This is a genomic window from Rivularia sp. UHCC 0363, from assembly GCF_034931125.1.
Classification (GTDB): Bacteria; Cyanobacteriota; Cyanobacteriia; order Cyanobacteriales; family Nostocaceae; genus Rivularia.
In genome coordinates, this window is the sequence record NZ_JAYGHM010000002.1 from 169145 (window position 1) to 195560 (window position 26416).

Genomic DNA, 26416 nt, shown 5'->3' on the forward strand with positions numbered 1-26416 from the left:
TTGCCGTTTTGTAAAGTTGATGTAAAATGTTATAGTTCTTGTCACTGACCAATGGAAAGACGGCTTTTGCTGGTGGATTGTGCTGCTCGGATCTAATAGTCGTGTAACTATATAGTTCAGAAGCCTATCTTTAATTAAGCCAATTTCCAGGGCAAAATCTAAACGGCAATATTTAAACTGTCGCTCGCATATAAGCTTCTTAATTTGCCTTACAAAGCAATTTATGCCTAACTTGTGACAAATGGGTTTATGTCAAAGTCCGATAACATATTTTTGCCATTCTTGATGCAAGCCACTTTTAAGATGTTTACTGACCTCAAAGTAGAGGCTACTATAAGGTCGGCGTGGAGTATGATGCAGTGGCATATGAGCTTCATGCGGTGTTCGATTTCCTTTCTTAACGTTGCAGCGGACGCAAGCTGTAACGATGTTTTCCCAGCTATCGCCTCCACGACGCGATCGCGGTATTACATGATCTAGTGTTAAGTCGTCGCCCTTGTAGCCGCAGTATTGACAAGTATGACCATCGCGATGCAATATATTCCGACGGGTTAAAGGAATTTCTTTGTAAGGGACGCGCACATAATAGCGCAGCCGGATAACAGTAGGGGCTGGAAAATCCGCGTAAATAAATTTACCGTTATGTTCTACCCGTTCTGCTTTTCCTTTAATTAGTAAAATCGCAGCACGTCGCCAACTCGTAATATTGAGCGGTTCGTAAGAAGCGTTTAAGACTAAAACCTTTCCCATTGATAGTCGCTCAAGGTATTAGTTTTACATATATTAACACAAATTGGCTTCGATTTGGGAATGAGTTAAATTTATACTGCTTGTGGCATATAGGCACTTGCTCGGAACGCAATCAATACTTAAATCAAGGCTGTTTGACAGTAAGTTGCAATGTTGATTTGGTTGGATTTCGCGTCTTGCTAAGAGATGAAAAGCGTTAAAACAATTAATAAGAATCAATAAGAGCCAATAGAATTGTGCAATTCACGATTTCGGAAATAAGCCACCGTAACAAAATATATTAAGAATTAATAATTATAATTCTTGTGTTCTCCGTCTGAATAACGGTAAACTTCCAAATTGACCCGAGCGGCTTCTATAAAAAAGAATAAATTCATAGCGGAAGCCTACATGGAAGTGTTGTGAATGGGAGATAGTAAATGTTAAGTCACGAACAAAACAAAATCGTCAGTTGGACTGATAAGAGTGATACTTATACTTGGTTTTCGCAACGTGCTTGGGTAGAAATTGATTTAACAGCCTTATCTAATAATGTACTTCAAATACGTAAGCTGTTATCACCAGGCACTCAGTTGATGGCTGTGGTTAAAGCAGATGCTTACGGACATGGATCTGCGAGCGTTGCCCAAACGGCCTTAAAATCGGGAGCGAATTGGCTTGGTGTTGCCACAGTTCCAGAAGGAATTGAGTTAAGAGAAGCTGGCATTCAAGCACGTATATTGATTTTAGGTGCTACCTATACGAATGAACAAGTTCAGGCAATTGCTCGTTGGCATCTCGAACCGACACTTTGTAGTGCGAAACAAGCTTTAGTATTTTCCGATATTTTAGAAGCGATAAACTTTGACTCACCTTTACAGGTACATCTGAAATTGGATACCGGAATGTCGCGCTTGGGTACTGATTGGCACAATTGTGCTGAGTTCGTCCAGTTAGTTGCACGATTGCCCCATCTTCAGATTGCCAGTATTTATTCTCATTTAGCAACCGCTGATAGCCCCGATCCGACCGTAATGAAACTGCAACATCAGCGCTTTGAAAGTGCGATCGCCATTCTCAAAGAGATTGGGATAGAAATACCCAGGCTGCATTTAGCAAATTCTGCCGGTACTTTAAGCGATAAATCTTTACATTACGACATGGTTCGGGTAGGGTTGGCGGTTTATGGACTTTACCCATCAGTTCATCTGCGCTCGACTATTGACTTAAAGCCGGTTTTGCAGGTAAAAGCGCGAGTCACTCACGTTAAAACAATTGAAAAAGGTGTTGGTGTTAGTTACGGACATACATTTATTGCGAACGAGCAAATGCGTTTAGCAGTCGTAGGAATTGGTTACGCAGATGGAATACCGCGCAATCTTTCTAATAAAATGCAAGTTTTGCTCCGAGGAGTAAAGGTACCTCAAATTGGTGCAATTACTATGGATCAAATAATGATAGATATTAGTGCGATACCTGACGTACAAGAAGGAGAAATCGCGACTATTCTTGGGTCTGAAGGTCAACACCATATTACTGCCGAGGATTGGGCAAATCAATTAAACACTATTTCTTGGGAAATTCTTTGCTCTTTCAAACATCGTTTACCTCGCGTGAATATTATTTAGCTATTTGTGGCAAGGACTGTCTTCTCATCCCGAAGAATCAAGTCCTTACTGCGAGCCAAAATATTGCGCCTGTTAGGTGAATTTCAAAATAAAAAAATAATTATTCTGAAAAATGTTTTTTTATGGTATGCTAAATGCGGATGCGGATGTGGCGGAATTGGCAGACGCGCTAGATTTAGGTTCTAGTGTCTTCGGGCGTGAAGGTTCAAGTCCTTTCATCCGCATTTTTTATTTTTCCTTGGTTTTTGTAGGATAAAGCCTTTTTCTGTAGGCGTTTATCCGATCAGATATCACAAAGAAGTGCGCTTCATCTTCTATCGCTAAACATAAGACTATAATTTTGCTCACAGAGCTTTTAATACTCAGTTCCATATTTGAGCAGGTTTAAATAACGGGCATCAAACACGCAAAATATTGATCTAGTACAGTTCTGCGTAAGTCAGGTACCCACATAGTAACCGTGATAACGCATTGAAACGACTTCTAGACCAGCTTTGAGACGCGACACTCGTCGTTGAAAAGTCGGGTTTTTAGAACAAGTATCTGTAATACGCGCAGCGGGTAGTATAAAAACCCAACTTCTGACCATTGAGTTAGTTCTATTGAAATCACATTAATTACGATCTCAATTGGGGTAAAAAAAATAGGTACTTTATTTACACCGTGGGGTGCTAGTTAAATCATACCAAAGAAATTTTCAGTACTTAAGATTGCAATCCGGCGAATCTATAAATACAGCAGTTTGCAAATAAATGAGGTATATTCCCCTACTCCCTTATAACGATATGTCTTTCACCTCACTCAAATGAAATCGGCTGTAAATTTTTGATTAAAGTATATTAAAAATAGTTAAGATTTACAAAATATATAAATTTTAAGGCTAATTAGTGTTGGGGCTACAGTAACTAGCTCAAACTTATCGAAAACGTCTAACATAAGGGTTTAGACCCTTCCTAGAGCATAAATCAAGTATCTAGCCAAATTATTCAAGAAAGAAGGTTTGCGTGTAATCGGGAATAAAAAGGCTTAAAATACTAAATTTTACTAAGTATCTATCATAATTAATTTCTGAATGTTCGTAATTAACTATATAAATAAAGCTAACTTGCAGCCGATTTAAAAATCATAATTTTTTGTAATGTATAAACTTAAACTTTATATTTACCGATAGCTACCTTAATATAAAGGCTACAATCGTTGTTTGCTTTCGGAGATATCTAATTAGCTTTGATTATCTGAGAGTAAATAATAATTTAGAAATATTTTACATAAGTAAGGAGCGTAATAAAGTAGCCGTACTATACTTAAGTAGTAATACTTAAGCAATAACTTGATAAAATAACATTCAATCGGCATTAATGACTCAAATCTTTAAATTGCGTACTTAAGTCCTAACTCAGTACCTTTAAGTAGTCTTCATAGTTTTTTTACTTCCTATCTAAAAATCTCTGTTAACCTCAGTACAAGTAAGCTATATAACTAGAATTAAACGGTCGAGGAAAGAAATTATTCTTAAACGTTTGTTAATCAAGATTTTGTCACACATACAGATAGTAGGCTTGGTTTTATTTATTACTAAAATATATAGATTTGATTTTTTTATCTCAGAGAAAAATCGGAAAAAATTAGACTTAAATTGATTGAATTTAGCAGTGGTAACGTCAAAATGAGTACAATTCCTATAGATGGTTACAAATTATTCCAGAAACTTCATCCTTTATCTTTGCTGGCACAGCTAAGCAGTCGTCATGCTACAGGTTGTTTAAGAGTATTTACTAACTCAAATTCGTGGAGCATTTATCTGGAGGAAGGAAAACTTACTTATGCTTCTTGTTCGGATAAGTTGTTTGAACGACTTGATACTCACCTACGACAATTGAACCAGCAAATCCCGACTTTGAATAGTTCGGCACGCATACAAATGCGTATGAAGTTTGAAGACAAAGAGGAGTCAGTTTCTCAAGCAGATTATCAAGCAATTTGCTGGTTAGTTGATGGTGATTACATCACTTATCCTCAAGCAGCAACTTTAGTAAATGAATTAGCGAAGGAAGTATTGGAATCGTTTCTTACAATAAAAGAAGGAAGTTACGAATTTAGGAATGAGAATGCTTTAGAAGACCTGCCAATATTCTGCCATTTAGATTTACGTTCTGTGGTAGAGAACGTGCAAAAAGAGTTGAGAAGTCGCCGCATTAGCCAACAAAAAGCGACATCAGGGGAACCGCTATCTATAGAAAAGGAAACAAACGCGGCATCTATAGAGGTTAAACCCGATCCAGATGTTGAAAAAGAATTAGAAAATCTTACTATAAAAGAAATTGTCAAGGAGAATAAAGAGAATCAAAATATAAATATTTCAAATAGTCCCAAAGAACGGTTATATACAGTTGCCTGTATTGATGATAGTTTAACAATCTTGAAATCGATTAAGCATTTTTTGGACGAAGATAATTTCTCGGTTGTGATGATTAATGACCCGGTAAAAGCTTTGATGCAAATTCTGCGTAGCAAACCAGACTTAATTTTATTAGACGTAGAAATGCCAAATTTAGATGGTTATGAATTGTGTTCCTTGCTACGAAGACATTCAGCTTTTAAAAACATTCCGATCGTGATGGTAACTGGGAGGACTGGATTTATAGATAGAGCGAAAGCAAAGATGGTCAGAGCTTCTGGCTATTTGACCAAACCTTTTACACAATCGGAGTTGTTAAAGATAGTTTTTAAACATATCAGTTGATTTATCAATATTTACCGCGAGTAACGCGAATAATAGTAACCTAATTTAATAGATACCGATCGATTTTTAAGGATAGATAAAAATGAGTATTACTTTGCTCGGAACGATTTTAGTAGTAGAAGATTCACCTAGTGAATTGGAATTAATCAGTCATTTTTTAAACGAGAGTGGATATAAAGTAATAAAAGCTACAGGTGGTGTAGAGGCATTAGAAAAACTAGAATTAGAAAAACCGGATGCAATTATTACTGATGTAGTGATGCCGGGAATGAGTGGTTTTGAGCTTTGTCGCTCATTGAAAAAAAATCCAGCGACTCAGAAAGTTCCCATTGTGATTTGTAGTTCTAAAAATCAGGAAATTGACCGTTTGTGGGCGATGAGACAAGGTGCTGATGCTTATCTTACCAAGCCTTATACTCGTGAAGAACTTTTACGTGCGATTAAATCAATAGCAATTTGAATAAATGAATAATTCAAGCATTACATTACGAGCAGGGCAAAACCAGGATACACAAAACTTGGGAGATGGTTATCTGAAGTTTTTTATAAATCCACAAACTCCTGCTATTTTATCGATGAAGCAGACGCAGGAGGCAATGGTAGTGTCTGTGGAGTCCGTTACAGCCATGCCTAATATGCCTTTTGGAATTTTGGGGTTAATGAATTGGCGAAGTCGGATCGTTTGGGTAGTTGACTTACCTAAGATACTCAATCTACAATCCCCCCAGAATCGTCCCCGACAATATAGTGTAATAATTGTTCGGACTCAATCGATGATTTTAGGCTTGGTAGTGCATGAAATTATCGGTACTCTCAGGTTTAATAGCGATGAAATTCGCTCTCCTGTAGGTCAGGTTGCATCTAGTTTAGTTCCCTATTTACGCGGATGCGTCGTGCAACAAAAAGAAATATTACTGGTATTAGATGCACAAGCCATAGTGCATTCTTCTAATCTCCGCAGTGAGTAGGGTGTACTACAAAATTAATGGACATTTAGTGTAATAATTTACCACGACCGGGCAATTAATTTATGCTTAATAAAACAGATTCGGCTAAAAGTGGTGATGCTCAAGAGAGGGCATCACTTTCATCTTCTAGTAAGACTGATAATGCAGTACAACTATCTTCTATACAAATGACTGGAGGAAATACCGACAACATTTCTAATAGCTCTAATAGTTTAATGTCTCGATTTAAACGGCTGAGCTTAAGTACAAAAACAACAATTTTGGCGATCGCAATAGGCACGTTTCCCGTATTAATAATTGGTGCGGGAGCCTACATCGTTGCTAGCCAATCTGTAAGTAACAAGATTTCTCAGTTGCAGCAAGCACAAACAAGTGGTTTTGCGGACAAAATCAACCGTTTCATGTTTGAACGCTATGGAGATATTCAGGTATTAGCGAATCTGCCGACTATTAGAACTGGGAATTCTAGCGAGCAAAGGGCGGTGCTGGATAACTATGTGGAGATTTATCAAGTATACGATGGGATTGGTGTTTTTAATTTGAATGGGGATGTACTCGTTGAGTCCCAAGGGAATAATTTTGGCAATCAAAGTAATTTAAATTCTTTTCAGAATGCTAAAAATACCGGCAATCCTGCGATCGGTCAGCCAGTATTTTCTAAGTCTAGTAATAGCTTCAATATTTATACCGCTGCTCCAATTAAGAATCCTCAAACCGGGGAAACTACATCTGTAGTGATAGCGCGGATACCTGCTAAATCGTTGAAAAACGTAGTTAAAAATTATGCCAGTCCGGGGCAAGAATATCATATTGCTGATGCTCAAAATCAAATCTTTCTGAGTGAAGAAGAAAAATATGTAGGTAAAAACCTGACAGAAGAGTATCCAGAAATACCTCAAAAACCCGTTACAGAAAAAGCTTTTACAGATGTTATAAAACATAAAAATGCGGAATCTGAATTGGTAAGCTACATACCTTCGTCAGAGCAAATTCAAGTACCAGGTTTGCAGCCTTTGAATTGGGATGTAGTTTTAGCAACCGATGCCTCTACTGCATTTACACCGCAAAGAAATTTGCTGTTAACCATTGCTTTAGGGACAGGATTAACGGCTTTGGCTGTGGCATTTATTGCAGCATGGTTAGCGAAACAGGCTACGCAGCCGATTTTGAATGCTACACAGGCAGTTGCTAAATTAGGTAAAGGTCAATTTAACACCCGTTTGGATGTGGGAGCAGAAGATGAAATTGGGTTGTTAAATACCAATATCAATCAAATGGCATCTCAATTGCAGTTGCTAATTAAGGAACAAGAAGTAGAAGCACAAAGGGAAAAGTTAAAAGCAGATATTACCCTGCGTATCCGTAGAAGCCTCAAAGCCGACGATATTCTTAAAACGGCAGTTCGAGAAATCCGTCAAGCTTTGAAAACAGATCGAGTAGTTATTTATGAATTCAACCCCGAAACCTGGGATGGAGCGGTGATTGCCGAATCCGTAAGCGCTGGCTTTCCCAAAATGATGGGGGTTTACATCGAAGACCCTTGTTTCCGCGAACGTCAAGTTGAAATGTATAAAAACGGGCGGGTCAGAGCGATCGCCAACATTTATGAAGACAAAGGTTTGAAGCAAGCCAGTTGCTACATAAAAATGTTGGAACAGTTTGGGGTCAAGGCTAATTTAGTTGCACCGATTTTAATTCAAGACAATTTAATGGGTCTATTGATTGCTCATAATTGTGAAACTCCGCGAGATTGGCAGCAGCAAGAAGTTGATTTGTTTAAACAACTGGCAACTCAAATTGGTTTTGCTTTAGAACAAGCCAAACTTTTGGAAGAGGTTGAGAAAGCACGACAACTAGCTCAAACTGATTCCGACGACGAAAGACACCAAAAAGAAGAACTGCAAATGCAGTTAATTGAGTTGTTGAGTGAAGTAGAAGGTGCAGCGATGGGAGACCTAACGGTACGTGCTGACGTAACTGCGGGTGACATCGGTACGGTTGCCGACTTTTTCAACTCCATTGTAGAAAGTTTGCGCGACATTGTTACTCAAGTTAAAACCTCTGCTACCAAGGTGAATCAAGCTATTGGTGATAACTCTGGTGCTATTAGCCTTTTAGCAGAAGAAGCGCTTTCTCAAGCTGCGGAAATCACTTACACCTTGGATGCCGTTGACGAGATGACACAATCAATGCAAGCAGTGGCGGAAAATGCTAAAGAAGCAGCCGTGATTGCTAATACCGCTAGAAGCACCGCTGCGAATTCCGGAAAAGCAATGGAGTTGACAGTACAAAACATCTTTGGTTTGCGTGAAACCGTAGGCGAAACTGCTAAAAAAGTCAAACGTTTGGGTGAATCTACGCAACAAATTTCTCGTGTGGTAGCATTGATCAACCAGATTTCCATGCAGACCAATCTGCTGGCAATCAACGCCGGAATTGAAGCCGCCCGAGCTGGTGAAGAAGGTCAAGGCTTTGCAGTAGTAGCCGAAGAAGTCGGAGAATTAGCAGCAAGAAGTGCCGCCGCCACCAACGAGATAGAACAAATCGTGGAAAATATCCAGCGTGAAACTACTGATGTTGTCCAGGCAATGGAAGTAGGAGTATCTCAGGTGGTCGAAGGGACACATATTGTGGAAGATGCTAAGCTGTCATTAAATCAGATTCTAGAGGTTTCGCGTCAAATAGATGACTTGGTACAGTCAATTTCTACAACTACAAATCGTGGTGTAGCAACATCTCACCAGGTTAGCGCTTTGATGAAAGAAATCGCTGCTGTTTCCCAGCGTACTAGTGCTTCTTCCCGTCAGGTTTCCGAATCGCTGCAACAAACTGTTGCAATTTCCCAACAATTACAAGAAAGTGTCGGTACATTCAAGGTCAGTTAAGAGTAATTGGTTACTAGTAATTGAGTTTGTAGTTATAAATAACTAAGAACTAACAACTAAACCGATTTTAGATTTTAGATTTTAGATTTTGGATTTTAAAGAATATGCTCCTAACTTTAGTTATGTAAATATTTTAAAATTTCCAAATCATAAAATCAGCAATCCAAAATTCTTGCATCGTAGAGTCGGCAAGCCCCCCGTAAGCGGAAAGCGCAGGCTTGGTTAACGCGCAGCGTACCAAAGGCATATTTATTCATGGGGACAATCCAAAATCCAAAATCGCAAATCCAAAATTGAGTGACTAAGAACTAATAACTGATGACTAATGGCTAGGGACAAATAATATGTCACAGGACAAAGAATTTGAAATCCAAATGCAGTTTCTGGAGGAAGCTAGCGATTACCTCAACACCATTGAAGGGGTATTGCTAGAAATCGACACCAGCGATCGCATCGATTTGGAAAAGATCAACTCCGCGCTTCGAGCCGCTCATTCGATTAAAGGAGGAGCGGCAATGATGGGATTTCGCTCTCTGAGCGATTTGGCTCACCGTCTGGAAGATTCATTCAAAGTTCTTAAAACTAGGAAAAGCTCGTTACAAGTAGATACCCAATTACAAAGTCTACTTTTATCTGGAGTCGATTGGCTACGGCAGATAGTAGAACTGCATTCAGAATCTCATGAATTAGACGAGCAGTGGTTAGCAAGTTTCTGCTACCCGGTTTTTGAAGAGTTGCACGAGCGTTTGGGAGACCCCAGTCCAGAAGATGCTTCTTCAATGCTATCCCCTGAAGATGGGCAAGATATCATACCCTTGCTATTTGAAACGGAAGTCGAAGGGTGTTTGCAGCGTCTGGAATCAGTATTAGCCGATCGCGAGCAACCTTGTCTTAAGGAAGAAGTTGCGATTATGGCGGCGGAGTTGGCTGGGTTGGGCGAAATGCTGCAATTGCAGGCTTTCAGCGGCTTTTGCGAGTCGGTTAGCTCTTTGTTAGAAATTGTTCCCCAGGAGCAAGTCGAAGAAATTGCCCGTGCAGCCCTTGCTGGATGGCGACGTTCCCAAGCTTTGGTGCTAACTTCGCAGATTGAAAGTCTACCTACACACCTAGAGTTGGGTGAAATAGAGCAAGCTGAATCTATCACTGATGTTGTAGAAGCAGATTTTACACAACCAGCAGAAGTAGAGGAAGCCGGAGTCATAGAAGAAATAGAATTAGTAGAAGATACGGAAAATTGGCTTGTTGACGATGTAATTACCGCAGATTTTGAAGCTTTAGAAGCGGCTTTTGCTCAAGAAAGCGCTGTTTCTGAGTTTGATGAAGTCGAGGTACATACACTCGAAACCACTCAAGAAATTCCTGCTGTAAACCAACCATTTGTCGAACGCAAACCCGAACCAGTTGCGGCTCGAAGCAGCGAACCGTTAGAAAATACAGTCCGGGTACCGAGCAAGCAACTCGAAGAAATTAACGATTTATTTGGCGAACTGATTATTCAGCGCAACGGACTAAACTTGCAAATGGAAAGATTGCGTAAGCTAGTTCGCAATCTCAGCCAAAGGGTACAGGTTCTCGATCGCGAAAATCAACGTTTGCGTACTTCATACGATAAAATTGCCACCCAAGCTACAGTACCATATCCCGTTCCATCCTTAGCACTGATTCCGGGAGAAGGTACGAACATCGATCGCAACGAGTATGAATCGGATAGCATCAATAACGGATTTGATGCTTTAGAAATGGATCGTTATAGCGAAATGAGCCTGCTTTCCCAAGAAGTGATGGAAACCATCGTCATGGTGCAAGAGGTAACAACAGATGTTCAAATTGGTCTTGACGATACAGATAATATTTCGCGGAAATTAAATAAAACCTCAAAACAATTACAGCGCAAGCTGACTCAAGTGCGGATGCGTCCGCTAGCAGATTTAACCGACCGTTTTCCCAGAGCTTTACGCGATTTGTGCGTAGAATACGGTAAAAATGCTCAGTTAAAAATAGAAGGAGCTAGTATTTTAATTGAAAGGAGAATTTTAGAAGCTTTAAACGACCCCTTGATGCACCTGCTCAGAAATGCCTTTGACCACGGGATTGAAGACCCCATCACCAGAAAAAAGCAAGGCAAATCAGAGCAAGGTTTAATTGAAATCAAAGCTATCAACCGTTCCAATCGTACCGTAATTACCATGAGCGACGATGGTAACGGTATTTCACTCGATAAAATTCGCGAACGCGCGATCGCAATGGGGTTGGATGAATCTTTAATTAATCAGGCTACCGATGAAGAAATATTATCGTTAATTTTTGAGCCTGGATTTACTACCTCAGACCAAGTTACAGCATTATCCGGTCGCGGTGTGGGTATGGATGTGGTTCGTAACAACCTCAAGCAAGTACGGGGAGATATCAAAGTTGATACAGTACCCCAAGTTGGAACCACATTTACGCTGTCAATGCCTTTCACGTTATCGGTTTCCCGAGTTTTGTTGGTAGAAAGCAGTCGAATGTTATTAGCTTTCCCAACGGATGTGGTAGAGGAGATATTTTTACTTGATGAAGAACAAGTTGTCTCTGTAGGTGGTGGGGAAGTTCTAAATTGGCAAGGAAATACTTTACCTTTAATTGGACTTGCTGATTATCTACAGTTTAACTGTCCTCGTTATAACAACCCGGACTTGGAAACTCCTCCAGCAATTAATGCCAGTAGCGTGTTAATTGTCAAAAACAGCAATCAGTTGGTAGCAATACAAATTGACCGCTGTTGGGGAGAAATGGAAGTTGCGATTCGTCGGGTTGAAGGAGACATACCTTTACCAGCAGGTTTTAACAACTGTACGATTCTTGGTGATGGTAGGGTAGTAGCTTTAGTGAATGCTGGAGAATTACTTTACTGGATAGCTGCTAACGAACGTACTCCTAAAAACAATCAACTACCATCAACAAAGTTAAAAACAGCTTTCCTCAATCAAACAGAGGAACAAACTGTAGAACACGTAACTAAGGGCAAAGGTACGATTTTGATTGTAGATGATTCGATCAACGTCCGCCGCTTCTTAGCATTAACTTTAGAAAAGGGTGGGTACCAAGTAGAACAAGCAAAAGACGGTCAAGATGCTTTGGAAAAACTTCAAAGTGGTTTAAGCGTACAGGCTGTAATTTGTGATATTGAAATGCCTCGGGTTGATGGTTACGGCTTTTTAGGTCGGGTCAAATCAAACGACGATTTTAAAAATATCCCCGTTGCGATGCTGACCTCTCGCAGTAGCGATAAGCACAGACAGTTAGCCATGCAGTTAGGTGCGAGGGCTTACTTCTCCAAACCTTACAACGAACAAGAATTACTACGAACTTTGGACGACATTATTTTTTCTGTAGCTGGAGTTAGCAAGGGTTGATGATGGGATTGTTTAAGTTATGAGTTGATTATTTCATCGACTCATAATTCCATTTCTTTACCTTGAAAATAAATAAATTTACACGTATTTTCTAAATAATTTGTCAAAATAAATTAGCCCGGTATCTTTAAGATATTGGGCTTTTTGGTTTTTACTTGTAATCATAAATAAAATTTCTGGTTCTATTAGGACTTACGCACTCGTAACGAGAAATAAGGCTTTACGATTACTTCGCTACGCTCGTAATGACGTAAACACTTAGTCCGTGCGTAAGTACTGTCTATTTTATTGTCTTATTAATAAATTTACTAAAAAATCAAATATCTTTAAAGCAAACTTACAGCTATTAGCTTGATTGTTCAGTCATAATTATGATTAACGCAGCGCCGTTTCACATAAATATTTACTAATTTTTTAGTTTAACGATAAAAACTGAGTGATTTAATATACATAAAAATTGACTAAAATATTGTAAATTGGTCGTGAAAACCACATTTAATATTAGGTACAATTTTCTATCAGCTATGCACGGGATATTTTTATTAATTAAATAAAAACAAATTAAGTAAAAATACAAATATAAATATAAATTTATTAAATATTGTCTGAAATTAGCTTACGAAATATCCCCGTTTCGGTTTATGGTTAATATTTCTAATCAATAAAATCATCAGAATATTTCCGATATTTACCTGAAAAAAACCTTAGCCAAAGCAATGAACTATACTTCTAAAGTATCGCCACAAATTTCTGTTAAAACAACTTCATCGAAGACGCGAAATACTTGGCTAAAAAAGTTTTATAACCTACCAATTAGCCACAAACAACTGATTGCGTTAATTTTCTGTCAATTGGTATCTATTTTGGGGATAGGTATCGGAGGTACGTTAATTATTACTCAAGGTTTGCGGAATCAATTGCTCGAACAAGCCAAGTCAGAAGTTGCAGTATCGGATATTAATTACAATATCAAGATCGATCAAATGGGTTTTGGCTTTCGGGGACAGTCAGATAATGCTGCGATTATTGCAGCAGCTACTTTGAAAGCTGAAAATCGTTTAAACAGAACTTTAATAACTTCTGTTGAGCGAATTTTGCAAAACGAGATTAAAGCTAGAAATATTGAATATGCGACTTTGGTTGGTACGGATTTAAAAATTATTGCTAGTGCTAATGCTAACCGCGCGGGTGAGACTTTTAACCCAAATAATTTGGTTAGTCAGGTATTGCAGAATCCCCGACAAATTAAAGCGAGTGCGATTGTTACTGCTTCAGAGTTGAGCAAAGAATCACCACCGCTACCCGAACTGAAAAAGAAAGATGCTTTAATTCGCTACACCGTTACACCTGTAAAAAATCCTCAAACCCAAGAAGTTGTTGGTGCTTTGATTTCCGGGGATATTGTCAACGGCAAAGATGCGATTGTCAAGCAAACTTTACAAGCAATGAATGGTGGTTACAGCGCAATTTATTTAAACCAACCGACAGGGAGATTTGATTTAGCAGCATCTCTTCAAAATACTACCGAAGGAAACATTAATCGAGCTACACCGAATGTTCCTTTATCTCCCCAAGGTCAATCTTTATTAGAAGCAGCAGCAAAAGCTAAAGGTAAAGTCGTTACCGGACGCATGAATGTTGAAGGTATAAATTATACGGTTGCGGCTAAAGCTGTTCCCAATCAAATTATTGAAGAAGCAGAAGGTAAAAAAGCCGTTTACTCAGAAATATCCCCTGCAATTTTGGTCCGAGGAACTCCGGAAACAGCACTTAATAGTTTGCTCACAGAAAGTTTGTTAGAACAAGCTGTAACTGTCTTAATAGCATTATTACTAGTTGGTTTTTGGTCAGTAATTTTACGTAGAGCAATGATTCGTCCCATCGAAAACCTGCAAGAAACTACACAGAAATTTGCTTCGGGCGATCGCACTTCTCGTGCGGAGGTTTTTGCTACTGATGAAATTGGTGATTTAGCTGTTAATTTTAATACAATGGCAGACAATATTACCGAACAAGTCCGCCGTCAAGAATTAGAAGCAAAAATAGCACTGCAATTAAACCAAATTACCAGTCGTATTAGGGAAACTCTCAACAGCGAAACAATTCTCAAAACAGTTGTCACAACTACGCGAGAAACTTTACAAGTAAATCGAGTAGTTTTCTATCGGTTAGAAGATTCCAGGGGTGAAATAATTGCCGAAGCTGTTGATTATACTTTAAATGCTGTGATGGGATTGAAAGTTAACGACCCCTATCAAGTTAGCGAGTATCCTGAAGAATATGAATTTGGCAGCATTAAAGTAGTCGAAAATATTCAAGATTTACGGTTGAATGAATCTTACCTCCAACAGCTTCAAGAGTTGGATGTTAAAGCATTCTTATTAGCACCAGTTTTTGTCAACGAAAAATTACACGGTTTATTTGTCGCTCAAGACTGTGCGGGTATACGCTCCTGGGAAGAAATAGAAGTTAACTTATTTAGACAAGTCGCGATTCAAATTGGTTACGCTTTAGAGCAAGCAGAACTTTTACAGCAGATACAGCAGGGACGAAACATCGCTGTAACAACTTCAGAGATTGAACGACAGCAAAAAGAAAAACTGCAAACACAGCTTTTGGAACTGCTCGAAAATATCGAAGGTGCAGCAATGGGAGATTTAACGGTACGTGCTGATGTAATTGAAGGGGAAATTGGTACCGTTGCCGACTTTTTTAACTCCATCGTCGAAAATTTGCGAGAAATTGTTACCGAGGTCAAAACATCAGCCGCTCAGGTGAATGAGTCCTTGGGTTCCAACTCCAGCGCGATCGCTCTCTTAGCAACGGAAGCTAAAACTCAAGCAGCGGAAATCAACCGAACTCTATTATCCGTTGATAGCATGACTGATTCCATGAAAGCAGTAGCACAAAACGCTCATGAAGCTGCTATAGTTGCTAACTCTACGGCGATCGCGGCTACACAAAGCGGTGCAGCAATGGATTTAACAGTACAGAATATTGCTAATTTACGAGAAACCGTTGGTGAAACGGCGAAAAAAGTTAAACGTTTGGGTGAATCTACTCAAGAAATTAGTAGAGTTGTAGCATTAATTAACCAAATCTCCATGCAAACCAACCTACTCGCAATCAACGCTGGAATTGAAGCAGCTCGTGCTGGTGAAGAAGGACAAGGTTTTGCGGTAGTCGCTGAAGAAGTAGGAGAACTTGCAGCCAGAAGTGCTTCTGCTACTAAGGAAATCCAGCAAATAGTAGAAAATATCCAGAGAGAAACCAGCGATCTAGTAGAGTCGATTGAATTTGGAGTTACTAGCGTAGTCGAAGGAACCCGCATTGTTGAAGATGCCAAGTATTCCTTGAACCAGATTTTACAGGTTTCGCGTCAAATTGACTCCTTAGTAAATTCTATTTCTGAAGCTACTGCATCTCAAGTGCAAACATCTCAAGCAGTTAGTCACTTGATGAAAGACATTGCCGACATCTCGCAACGTACTACAACTTATTCTGAGGAAGTATCCCACTCACTACAGCAAACCGTAGAAATTTCCCAGCGTCTTCAAGAAAGTGTAGGTACGTTTAAGGTTAATTAGAATTAGGAGTTAGCAAAAAGGCATATTTTCTTGTAGGGTGCTGTGACGCTATGAAAAAATTTGAACGTAGTAATAAGACTTGTAGCGTCACGCACCTTCCCCGTGACTGTGACAATAATGACGCTACCGCGTCACGCTCCGCTAACGTAAGTCCTATTAGAATTAAAAGTTAATAATAAAGATTGATTTAGAGACGTGATATATCGCGTCTTTATTTATATCTAAATACCGTGTAAACGCAAGTATTTTGTCACCGTTTTAGTTATTTGCGCTACAGAATGTAATTTAAGATTCATGTCTCAATATTAACTATTAACTTTTTACGGTGCTGGAATTTATTCTTCAGCAACACTAGAATCAAGCGAATGAATAGAAGACGTTTTTTTGCGTTAATTGCTGGGATATTTGTTTCATTTTTCACAGTTGTTGGCTGTAATCAAATTACATCAACTACCCCTACAAATCAAAGCGTAGAATTAACGGTATCGGCTGCTGCTAGTATGCAAGATGCAATCAAAGAAGTAGGAGAAGTTTACCAAAAAGAAAAACCAAACACTACAATTACCTATAATTTTGGCAGTTCGGGTACTTTGACACAACAGATCAAACAAGGGGCCCCGGTTGATATTTTTATATCAGCAAATGAGAAATTTATAAATGAGCTAAATAAAGAAAACCTTTTACTTCCAGAAACTCGCAAAAATTTGTTAAAAAATGATGTGGTTTTAATTGTACCGAATAAAGCTAATATCGTTAATATTTCTAACTTTCAACAGTTGACAAATTCTAATATCAAAAGATTTTCCATTGGAGAACCAGAAAGTGTACCTGCTGGAGAATATGCAAAACAAGTTTTGACTTCTTTAAAAATTTACGACCAACTTAAACCAAAAACCGTATTTGCCAAAGATGTTCGTCAAGTCTTATCTTATGTAGAATTGGGTAATGTTGATGCAGGCATTGTTTATGCTACAGATGCCAAAATTTCCAACAAAGTTAAGATTGTGGCTACCGCATCAGAAAATACTCATAAACCAATTATTTATCCAGTTGCAGCGATTAAACGTACTCAAAATCCACAAGCAGCCAAAGAATTTATTCAGTTTTTAAATGGCGATCGCGCAAAAGATACGTTTAAAAAATATGGTTTTAAAATTGCTGGTTGATAGATATTTCGGAGAAATCATTGCGTTTTGCGGAGGATTTTGATGAAAACTAATCTAAAATTTGGGGACTTTTTTTATTCCCATTTATCTGCGTATGGAATTTGACTTATCTCCCCTGTGGATTTCGCTGAGAACAGCGACAGTCGCTACGATCTTCGCCTTTTTTATGGGAATTGCAGCAGCAGCCTGGATGAAGGAATATAAAGGTAAAGCCAGAGGAATAATTGATGGTATTTTCACTTTACCCTTGGTATTACCGCCTACAGTCGTAGGGTTTTTGCTACTGTTGCTGTTTGGAATTAATAGTCCTGTCGGACAACTTTTAATGCAACTAGGAATTCCCGTTATCTTTTCTTGGTGGGCTACTGTAATTGCATCGACGGTTGTGGCTTTTCCTTTGATGTATAAAACTGTACTCAGTTCCTTTGAGCAAGTTGATAGTGATTTAACTAATTGCGCTCGGACTTTGGGGACTTCTGAGGGTAAAATTTTCTGGTTAATTACTTTACCGTTATCTTGGTCGGGAATCGTCGCGGGAATAATCTTGGCTTTCGCCAGAGCCTTGGGAGAATTTGGTGCTACTTTAATGCTAGCTGGTAGCATACCGGGTAAAACCCAGACAATGCCGATCGCAATTTTTTTTGCTGCTGAAGCCGGGAATATGCATAAAGCTTTGATTTGGGTATTGATAATGGTGGCAATTTCTTTAGTTGCGATCGCGATTATCAATGTTTGGGATGAATCGCAACGTATCTCTAAAAATAAAGATGTCAGAGGTGCAAATTTAATTAGAAATATTTTAAATTTTGTGATTTATGGTCAGTTTGGAGATATTAAATTTTCGGATAATTTGGTAACGGTCAACCGTGATTACACAGAGAAAATCCGTCTACGCGAGTTAAGGAAAGAACTTATAGTTAATATTGAAAAGAATTTAAACAGCTTTCAATTACAAGTAGAATTCACCGCAGATAACAACACATTAGGATTATTAGGTGCTTCTGGTTCCGGTAAAAGTTTGACTTTGCGCTGCATCGCTGGATTAGAAAAGCCAACTCGTGGATGTATTATTTTAAATGGACGAGTTCTATTTGATGCTAAACGTAAAATTAATCTTCCCAGTCGTAAACGTCGGATTGGTTTTCTGTTTCAAAACTATGCGTTGTTTCCTCATATGACCGTAGCGCAAAATATTGGCTTTGGTTTGCAAGAGATTTCAAAACAAGAACGCATATTAAGAGTGCAGCAATATATTAATATGATGCAGTTGCAAAATTTAGAAAACCGTTACCCACATCAAATATCCGGAGGACAGCAGCAAAGAGTCGCTTTAGCAAGGGCTTTGGTAATTGAACCGGAAGCAATATTATTAGATGAACCACTTTCCGCACTCGATACTTATCTGCGTAATCAAATTGAAAAGTTGCTCAGAAAAGTGCTTTCATCTTATCAAGGTGCAACTTTATTTATTACCCATAAATTAGAAGAAGCTTACCGTGTGAGCAGCAATATCTTAGTAATGTCAGAAGGAAAAGTAATTGCTAACGATACAAAAGAGAATATTTTTGAGCGATCGCCAAATTTAGTTGTAGCTAAAGTAACTGAGTGTAAAAATATTTCTCGCGCTCAATTTGTTGATGTTCATCAAGTTAAGGCTTTGGATTGGAACTGTAATTTACAAGTAGTAGAATCGATTCCTAGTAACTTGAAATACTTAGGAATACGCGCTCATCACATTACTTTTACCAACGATCAAAATCGTGAGAATACCTTTCCTTGTTGGGTTGCCGATATTAGTGAAACCCAGCACCGAGTTAGCGTATATTTGAAGTTGAATAATCCTTGTAGAGATTTGGAAGATTACGATTTGCAGGTGGAAATTTATAAGGAGAAATGGGAAGTTATTAAAGATAGACCTTTTCCTTGGTACGTTCGTTTAGATGCGTTGCGGTTGATGTTGATGGAGAGTTGATTGTGGGAGATTTGGAAATATTTTGGTTAGCTTGCGCTATAAGCCCATATCTCAAACTTTGCTTCAGATGATAACTCTGCTTGCAAGGAACCGTAATATTCGGCACAAAACTCTTCGAACTCATTCATTACAAGACCGAAAATGTCGTCTGACACTCGCCAACATAAACCATATGGTCGCAATCTAAAAAAACTAAGTAGTTCAGCAATCGTGTTGCTTACTGTCCATTCTTTCGCAATTACATAGTTTGACTGATAACCTTTGCGGCAAAAATAATCTTCTATATTGATTTCTTCTATTAATGCATTGACTCCTTTTGATGTTTGTGCTGTTTCAAACTTGGATAAAATGGCTTTGAAATGACGCTCAAATTCTATGCGTGCGGGTGGAGTAATCCATTGAGCATTGAGATAAAATCCCTGCGGTTTCAATACGCGATCAATGTCATCAAGAAATAACTTCCAATTTGAAACAGTGTGAACCATATGGACAGTTAACACAACGTCAAAACTCCGATCTGTAAAAGGCAATTGTGAAGCATCCCCATGTATTAATTTCAGATTTGGAGGATTTTCGTCCAGTTTTTGCCTAAATTGGTTGAGCATTTCTAGAGACACGTCTATTCCTGTTACAGAATAGCCATGTTTGACTAAAGGAAAAACATTCAAGCCAGTCCCAACACCAGGTTCTAGAAAAGATGTCTCAGGTGTTGCACGAACTAATTCAACAATAAAATCTGCAACTTCCTCAGCGATTGATTCTGTTAACCAGCGAGTTTGGTCATAGACATCAGCAATATTATCGTAATAGTTAGGTTTTCCCACTCAATCAAACTCCATATCAAGCTATAAAGGTCTACAGCACATTATAAGGTTTGATAAAGACTCTCATAGATTCTCGATAAACTATTCAGGAATGACTTGTGCTTGCTTGAGAATGCTGCTTAATGTGCCAACCTGGAAATAGCTTCAGGCAAAGGAAATTCTTCAAGGTAAAACCGCGTTGCTTCTTTAAGTCCTGCAACAGCTTTTTCAATGGTTTCACCTTGATCTACCGTACCAACTTCCGGACATTCGGCAATGTACATATCTTCTTCCTTGTACACAATTACCGTAAAGCTACGAGTTTTCATCGTGTTTTACCTTGGACTCCTGAAACTCTAAAATCTTATAGTACAAACTCTCTACAGATTCTTTAGCAAAAAGCTCATCTTTAAGTTTAAGATAATCTCCACTACCGATATTGCACGCTGCACAGAACCGCGCAACCTCGGATGGCTCCATGTTCAAGAAAAGAATCTGTAAGCCCTTTTGTAAAATCTGTTGCTCGTTATGTATCACGATTCCCCACTCAATGAGGTACGCAAACCCCTAATTGCGACACCAGTTCCTTGCTCAGATGCAACTTTCAGCACTTGATTAATAATTGCAGACAAATTAACATCTGGAAAATAACGGCTAAAAGATCGCTCTTGATAGCTATCCCCCGACAATCCATAAATACTTAAACCACTTTTCTTAAATAACCAAACTTCTGGAACCTTGTAAGGAAGAAAATCCTCAGCCGCAGTGTAGGAAGTGACATCAATTTCAATTACTAGATCGGGTGGTGGGTCAACTTGCCAATCAATCCTATCTTTACCTATCACAGCTTGCCAATTATCTATATAAAAACAGTAGTCTGGCTCAATTCCACCATATAAGGGAATATCCATTGTAATCGGCGTGAAAGCTTCGTAATTGCGGCTTTCGCTATCAAGTAATGCTTTGACAATATCCGCCAAAATGTTGGCTTCACGTCCGTGTCGGGGTAAGGGACTCATAAGTAAAATTTCGCCATTGCGATACTTAATCCTGGGAATAGAACCATCACCTCGACTATCCCGCAGATAGCAATAATCTTGCCATGTTCCGGGCATTCGCACTACGGTTCCGGGAGGAAGTTGGGTTTTTTGACGGGAAATTACAGCGTACATGGGTATTTATTGCTCGTTATATTTTGTTGTAATGCGCGATCGCCTTTATTTAGAAGATTATTCTTGGCTTACTTGTCTCACCTCATCAACAGTTAAATTTAAAGCTTGTGCTATCTGTTCCACAGTCAATCCAGCAGCTAGCATTGGTGGTACTGCTTGTAGCTTTCCTATACGTTCTCCTTCTTCTATTCCTTCCGTTTTTCCTTTAAGTTCTCCTTCTTCAAACGCTTGCTGATACACTCGTGTTTTCTTCAAATCGCTCAATTCAAACATTTCTTGTATCTCCTTGATATCCATGCTGGGTAATTTATAAATCAAAATCGTCTCAATTAATTGTAATAATTGTTGCCGCTGCTTTACTGATTCTATTTCCTGGCTAGTTCTAGTAATTAACTCTCTGCCTTCTTGTACAGCTTTGTCTTCATTTTCTATAACTAATTTTATCGTAGCAATTCCAATAGGTAATGACGCATTTTCTCCTAACTCATCTAAATAAATACGGGTAACTCTACCCGATGCAAAGGACTCGCGGTAATGTTTGATTGGTGCGCTATCGATGCTGCGGGTTGGGTAAATAACAGCAGCAAACCAATCATTTTTTGGTTGGTTTTGGCGCAGGTATAAATTGATTTCTGTAAACAGCCGCGAATAGATCTCTGAATCTACTTGAAATTGAACTTCGACAAAGTAAATGGGCTTTTCCTCTTGGTTTGGGAGAAATACACCATCTATTCGGAAAGCAGTTTGCTTGATTTCAATTGATGAGAATTGATACCCCGTGGCAGTTGCGGGATTACCAATTAATTCAAAGAATATGTTGGGAAATTCTTGGAAAAGACGGTAGAAGATGCTGTCGGTTTTCACTTATTGGATGATTGAAAAACAGATTATTATGAAATTACCATATTTGGAGATTTTAAAAATTTATTTAAATGTAAATGCATTCTTCTGCCCAATGACCGTTGATATCAGAATAATTTTGGGCGCTAGCAGGGCGAGATATGGTTAAGGGATAATGCTGCTAAATATTCCGATTGACAAATAAGAAAATCCCTGTTTTATGCTTCTATAAAAATGACGATTCAACCTATTCATCCTAAATAATTATACGTTTAATTTTTGTTATTGTATTGTTCCATTAAAGCGCCAATTTTACATCTAACTCTTGAGATAATTTTAATTTATGAATTCTATTCCTCAAGGAAAGTAACTTCAATATTTTGATATTAAAAAAAATATATAAATGCTAAGTTACGATACTTTCTGATTTTTCATATGCCTATTTTCCCCGTTACAACGACCGAGAAATATTTTGAACCAGAAGAAAATAAGTTATTAATGGTGATCGATCGGTTTCTTGAAAAGCCAATGATGAAAGTCAAGACTACTAGTGAATCGCTCTAGTGAAGACGTGTTCCATATGGAAAGCGCTCCCTACTTGGTAGATGCCATTTTTTGCGACACAATTATGCCAGATGCTAAGCTGCTACGCATTTAATTTGTATAGTACTAGCGAGCAAGATGCATGTCCTTACGGACACGCTGCGCTACCGCACTACAACCTTTTCAAATTTTCGCATTATCTAATTTAGCTGCACATCAGCTTAGCTTAAGAAGCAGTGAGATTTAACCTAACCGGCATTTTTCTATTTTAATTTTTTCTTAACAGATAACTTTGCAGCTGTCCCTCTCCATAGAATTACGAAAGGAATGGAACTAATAACTAAGGTTGGTAATAGCATAATCAGATCGGAAGCGAATAGCGCGATCGCAGGAATTAACATCGCAAAAGTCACAATTCCAAAGACGAACCAGCCTGTTATCAGCACCCACCAAGGAATTCTTCCTGCTGCTAAACCTCTAAAAGCTATTCCTTCTAATTTAATTCTACCCATTGGATCGTACCCAGATGGCATTTTTTCCCGATCAAGAGGTTGATCGTTGGGAGGAACGGAATAAACAATCTGTTCGGGTTCAAATTCTGCATCGGGAAGAAATTGCTTGAATTCATCATTTTCACTCATTTTTGCTACTCCTAATTGCAGCAGTATGTTTGAGGATTGATGCAATTAATAATGAATATCTACATTTGCACGCAAGTACTTTTCGTAAATCGTAAATACGAGAATAATCGGCGATCGCCAACTGTTGTTTCGCGACGAGAAAGCTTTGTAAATTTACAATTCGCTTGAATGGGACATTCCTTATATAGGTAAAAAAAACAGTGTTAAGCTAAACTTATATTACATAAATGATTTTTATATTTATCAGATGTTTACATTCGTATAGCTTATGAATAAACTACAGATATAGCTTAAAAATTAGATAAATTTGGATGCAGTCATGTTGAACTTAATCAAACGTACTCCTCAAGCAACCTTTTATTCAATTGATTTAATCAATGTTTTAAAGCCTTTATTCGGTGGATTAAATCCTATACGTCACTGGCTGAATAAACTTGAGATTAATAATGTTGCATTAGCTCATTTTATCTGTAAGATGATTCCCGTGCAGTGTCCTTTTGAGCGAGATATTTGTTTATTTGGTCGTAACCTTATACATATTCCACCCTTATGCAAACTTAATCCACTGTATGAGGAATTGACTGTCTTACGGTTCCGAGCGCTTTGTTATTTAGCCGATGAATGTGGTGAAGATGTACGTTGCTATTGCTAGTTTGTAGGTTAGGTTGAGGAACTAAATCCAACACAATCTAGAATGCTCAACTAAATAATTAAAATTAATATTCAAAATACAATTGAACAATGCACTTTATACATGAGTATATGTAAAATAATCTCATATAAAATCAAATGACAAATGTTGGGTTACGGCGTATCTATACTCTGTGTCAATTATAAATATTATTCGTGCGCCTTTAACCCAACCTACAAATTATTTACTTAATCTCTTTCAAAGCATTTTCAACTTTATCTATCGCATCTTTTGGTAAAGGAATATATCCCAATTCTGTCGCAAATTTTTCACCATCTGTAAGACACCATTTAACTACATCTTTAAATACTTTGGCTTTATTCGGTTCCGCATAATTCTTATAAGCCAAAAGCCAAGTATAGGTAACTATAGGATAAGAATTATCTCCTTCGGGGTCGGTAATAAATACTCGTAAATCATCTGATAATGGTTTGCTGCGGAGTGCTTCGGTAACGCTTTGGGTATTTGGCTCGATGTAATTACCGGCTTTGTTTTGTAGCGCAGCGGTTGATAAATTTGACTCAGCCGCGTAAGTAGATTCTACGTAGCCAATAGTCCCCGGTTGCTGTTGAATTTGAGCGGTGACTCCGGAACTTGATTTAATTGCGACACCAGTAAGCCATTGAACGTTTAAACCAGAACCTACTTTTTTTTGCCATTCGGGACTGATAGCGCTTAAATGTTTTGTAAATACAGCAGTTGTCCCGCTTCCATCGGAACGATGAACTAAAAGAATTGGTAGATCGGGTAAGTTAATATCGGGATTTAATGTTTTGATTTGAGAATCATTCCAACGAGTAATTTTCCCTAAAAACATATCCGCATAAACTTGTCGCGAAAGTTTTAAACCGCTTTTGATATTGGGTAAATTATAGGCAATAACAACGCTACCAGCAGTCATGGGAAGTAAAACAACACCTTTGCTTACCTGCTTGATTTCTTCATCGCTCATCGCTATATCGCTAGCACCGAAATCAATGGTGTTAGAGATGACTTGTTTAATTCCTGCTGCGCTTCCTATAGCTTGATAATTTAATTGGACGTTGGGATGCTGCTGGTTATATTCTTGAAACCATTTCTGGTAGAGAAATTCGGGAAAAGTTGCACCTGCACCGTTAAGAGACACAGATTCTGCAAGTTCGGGAGTTGTTGCAGGGTTAGTATTAGTTTGTGGTTGAGATTGACAACCTACTATTACTAAGATTACAGAAGTGAATAAAACCAAGAATTTATTTGAGAAAAAATGTTTGAGCATGATTAATAAATATCTAATTCAAGTTAGGTAGTCCGTCTTCGTAGCGTGTCTTACAGAGATAAATCTTGCTCGAATGAGAGATATAGCGAGCAAGATGCTCGCACTACGAAATTAAGACTTTCAAAAATCAATCCAAAATCGGATGAATTTTAATCAAATTGGTCACTGATTAGTGCAGAGTTTCACACCGATTTTTGCTTCACAAGTGGCTTTTTCTTCTGGTTTTAAATCTTGATATTCTACATCGCGGCGTAAAACTATACCGTTATGACCTGTTAAAAAACGGGGAAGTTGCTCGTTCTCGATTAGTTTTAAAGTTCTGATATCGTAAGTGGTATAAGTCGTTAATTCTGGGGAGTTAAAGTTAATATCAACGACCGTGATTGCTTTAGTTGGTGGTAAATTGCCGTCAACTAACGGACGGGGACCCGAACCTAAAATACCCATGTGGAGTAGCTGTAATTTACCGCGATGAGCGGGATAATAAGCGTGGTGATGACCGCTAATATAGGTATGAACGTTATTTTTTTCTAGCATTACTCGCAATTGGTCGGCGTTTTCCATTACGTCACCTGGTTGGTCGCGACCGATCGCAACTGCATATAAAGGCAAATGACTGAGTAATATCCGCATTTTAGCTTGTTGCGCTTCGGGACTAGCTAAAGCTTTTTCTATCCAAGCCAGTTTTTCGGGGGGAATTATATGTGATGAACCATCCCAAGCCATGAAGAATATATCTTTATGCTTGAAGGTATAGAAAAATGGGAATTCGTTTTTGTCTATAAATTCAATTCCTGGATCGTGTTCGGGATTATTCCAGTAGTCGGAAGCTAAATCTCTTTCCTGTTGAAACAGAAAATTTCCTCCTACTCCTTTAGCGCTAGAAGCGTCGTGATTGCCGACTGTGAAGCCGTAAGGTAGGTTTGCTTTACGTAAAGGTGCTGCTACATGAACATCGAATGCTGCCCACATGGCTTTAATTTGCGCTTCGGTAAGCGACGGTTTTTGACCGGCTACCATATCCCCGCTACAAACTACCATATCTGGTTGCCAAAATGGTAATAAGTTTATTCCTTTATCTACTTCTGGGTCGTAGTCAGTGGAACCATAAGCTGAATTCAAGTCGCTAATAACTGCTAACCGCACATCTCCACGAGGGGGATCGAATAAACCATTCGCACCAGCACTTTTAACAATTGCTTCTGTTTCTGGTGGTAAATTTGCAACCCGTGGTTTATTAGTTTGTTGTGTAACGGGTGTTTGAGGTGTTTGTGTCGCTTCCCGATTGATGCTTGTACAAGCGAAGCAGAAGATACTCAGCGCTAATCCTAGAATGGCAAATATAAAAAACCTTCGCCGACGCATTTTTCGAGTCCCCGGTCAACTACACCGTAAATA

At 38.5% G+C, this 26416-nt stretch carries 18 protein-coding genes and 1 tRNA gene; 11 read left to right on the forward strand and 8 right to left on the reverse strand.

Features of this window, described 5'->3' with window-relative positions; translation table 11 throughout:
• Positions 1-252: 252 nt before the first annotated feature.
• Positions 253-750: an HNH endonuclease gene (locus tag VB797_RS01980; protein ID WP_323235941.1), complete on the reverse strand. Its 498-nt coding sequence runs from the start codon at positions 748-750 to the stop codon at positions 253-255.
• Between the two features lie 419 nt (positions 751-1169).
• On the opposite strand from VB797_RS01980, the gene alr reads away from it, so the two are divergent.
• The 10 genes from alr (at position 1170) to modB (ending at position 19073) form a co-directional block, all read left to right on the forward strand.
• A complete protein-coding gene (gene alr, locus VB797_RS01985) occupies positions 1170-2357 on the forward strand; it encodes an alanine racemase (RefSeq protein WP_323235942.1) in 1188 nt (395 codons plus the stop codon).
• Between the two features lie 142 nt (positions 2358-2499).
• A tRNA-Leu gene (locus tag VB797_RS01990) sits at positions 2500-2581 on the forward strand.
• 1442 nt (positions 2582-4023) lie between these two features.
• Positions 4024-5100 carry a response regulator gene (locus VB797_RS01995; protein ID WP_323235943.1) on the forward strand — a complete coding sequence of 359 codons (1077 nt, stop codon included), beginning with the start codon at positions 4024-4026 and terminating at the stop codon, positions 5098-5100.
• 82 nt (positions 5101-5182) lie between these two features.
• Entirely contained in the window at positions 5183-5560 is a 378-nt protein-coding gene (locus VB797_RS02000; protein ID WP_323235944.1) for a response regulator, read from the forward strand.
• Between the two features lie 4 nt (positions 5561-5564).
• Positions 5565-6068: a chemotaxis protein CheW gene (locus VB797_RS02005; RefSeq protein ID WP_323235945.1), complete on the forward strand. Its 504-nt coding sequence runs from the start codon at positions 5565-5567 to the stop codon at positions 6066-6068.
• Between the two features lie 62 nt (positions 6069-6130).
• A complete protein-coding gene (locus VB797_RS02010; protein WP_323235946.1) occupies positions 6131-8953 on the forward strand; it encodes a methyl-accepting chemotaxis protein in 2823 nt (940 codons plus the stop codon).
• Positions 8954-9297: 344 nt separating this feature from the next.
• Positions 9298-12348, forward strand: coding sequence for a hybrid sensor histidine kinase/response regulator (locus VB797_RS02015; RefSeq protein WP_323235947.1), 3051 nt, complete (start codon positions 9298-9300; stop codon positions 12346-12348).
• A 716-nt stretch (positions 12349-13064) separates the two neighbouring features.
• Entirely contained in the window at positions 13065-15935 is a 2871-nt protein-coding gene (locus VB797_RS02020) for a methyl-accepting chemotaxis protein (protein ID WP_323235948.1), read from the forward strand.
• Between the two features lie 365 nt (positions 15936-16300).
• On the forward strand, positions 16301-17101 hold the full coding sequence (modA, locus tag VB797_RS02025) for a molybdate ABC transporter substrate-binding protein (RefSeq protein WP_323235949.1): 801 nt from the start codon (positions 16301-16303) through the stop codon (positions 17099-17101).
• Positions 17102-17195: 94 nt separating this feature from the next.
• The gene (gene modB, locus VB797_RS02030; protein WP_323235950.1) at positions 17196-19073 is read left to right on the forward strand and encodes a molybdate ABC transporter permease subunit; all 1878 of its coding nucleotides are present in this window, start codon (positions 17196-17198) and stop codon (positions 19071-19073) included.
• 26 nt (positions 19074-19099) lie between these two features.
• Here the strand turns inward: modB and VB797_RS02035 are convergent, their stop codons facing one another.
• The 5 genes from VB797_RS02035 to VB797_RS02055 all read right to left on the reverse strand — a co-directional run bounded on the left by VB797_RS02035 (position 19100) and on the right by VB797_RS02055 (position 23072).
• Entirely contained in the window at positions 19100-19897 is a 798-nt protein-coding gene (locus tag VB797_RS02035) for a class I SAM-dependent methyltransferase (RefSeq protein WP_323235951.1), read from the reverse strand.
• A gap of 119 nt (positions 19898-20016) precedes the next feature.
• On the reverse strand, positions 20017-20205 hold the full coding sequence (locus VB797_RS02040; RefSeq protein WP_323235952.1) for a type II toxin-antitoxin system HicB family antitoxin: 189 nt from the start codon (positions 20203-20205) through the stop codon (positions 20017-20019).
• Between the two features lie 204 nt (positions 20206-20409).
• On the reverse strand, positions 20410-21048 hold the full coding sequence (locus VB797_RS02045; RefSeq protein ID WP_323235953.1) for a Uma2 family endonuclease: 639 nt from the start codon (positions 21046-21048) through the stop codon (positions 20410-20412).
• 57 nt (positions 21049-21105) lie between these two features.
• The gene (locus tag VB797_RS02050) at positions 21106-21912 is read right to left on the reverse strand and encodes an Rpn family recombination-promoting nuclease/putative transposase (RefSeq protein WP_323235954.1); all 807 of its coding nucleotides are present in this window, start codon (positions 21910-21912) and stop codon (positions 21106-21108) included.
• A gap of 782 nt (positions 21913-22694) precedes the next feature.
• The gene (locus VB797_RS02055; protein ID WP_323235955.1) at positions 22695-23072 is read right to left on the reverse strand and encodes a hypothetical protein; all 378 of its coding nucleotides are present in this window, start codon (positions 23070-23072) and stop codon (positions 22695-22697) included.
• A 319-nt stretch (positions 23073-23391) separates the two neighbouring features.
• On the opposite strand from VB797_RS02055, the gene VB797_RS02060 reads away from it, so the two are divergent.
• A complete protein-coding gene (locus tag VB797_RS02060) occupies positions 23392-23724 on the forward strand; it encodes a Mo-dependent nitrogenase C-terminal domain-containing protein (RefSeq protein WP_323235956.1) in 333 nt (110 codons plus the stop codon).
• Positions 23725-23947: 223 nt separating this feature from the next.
• On the opposite strand, the gene pstS is transcribed toward VB797_RS02060, so the two are convergent.
• Entirely contained in the window at positions 23948-25018 is a 1071-nt protein-coding gene (pstS, locus tag VB797_RS02065) for a phosphate ABC transporter substrate-binding protein PstS (protein WP_323235957.1), read from the reverse strand.
• A 162-nt stretch (positions 25019-25180) separates the two neighbouring features.
• Positions 25181-26383, reverse strand: coding sequence for a metallophosphoesterase (locus tag VB797_RS02070; RefSeq protein ID WP_323235958.1), 1203 nt, complete (start codon positions 26381-26383; stop codon positions 25181-25183).
• Positions 26384-26416: the final 33 nt, after the last annotated feature.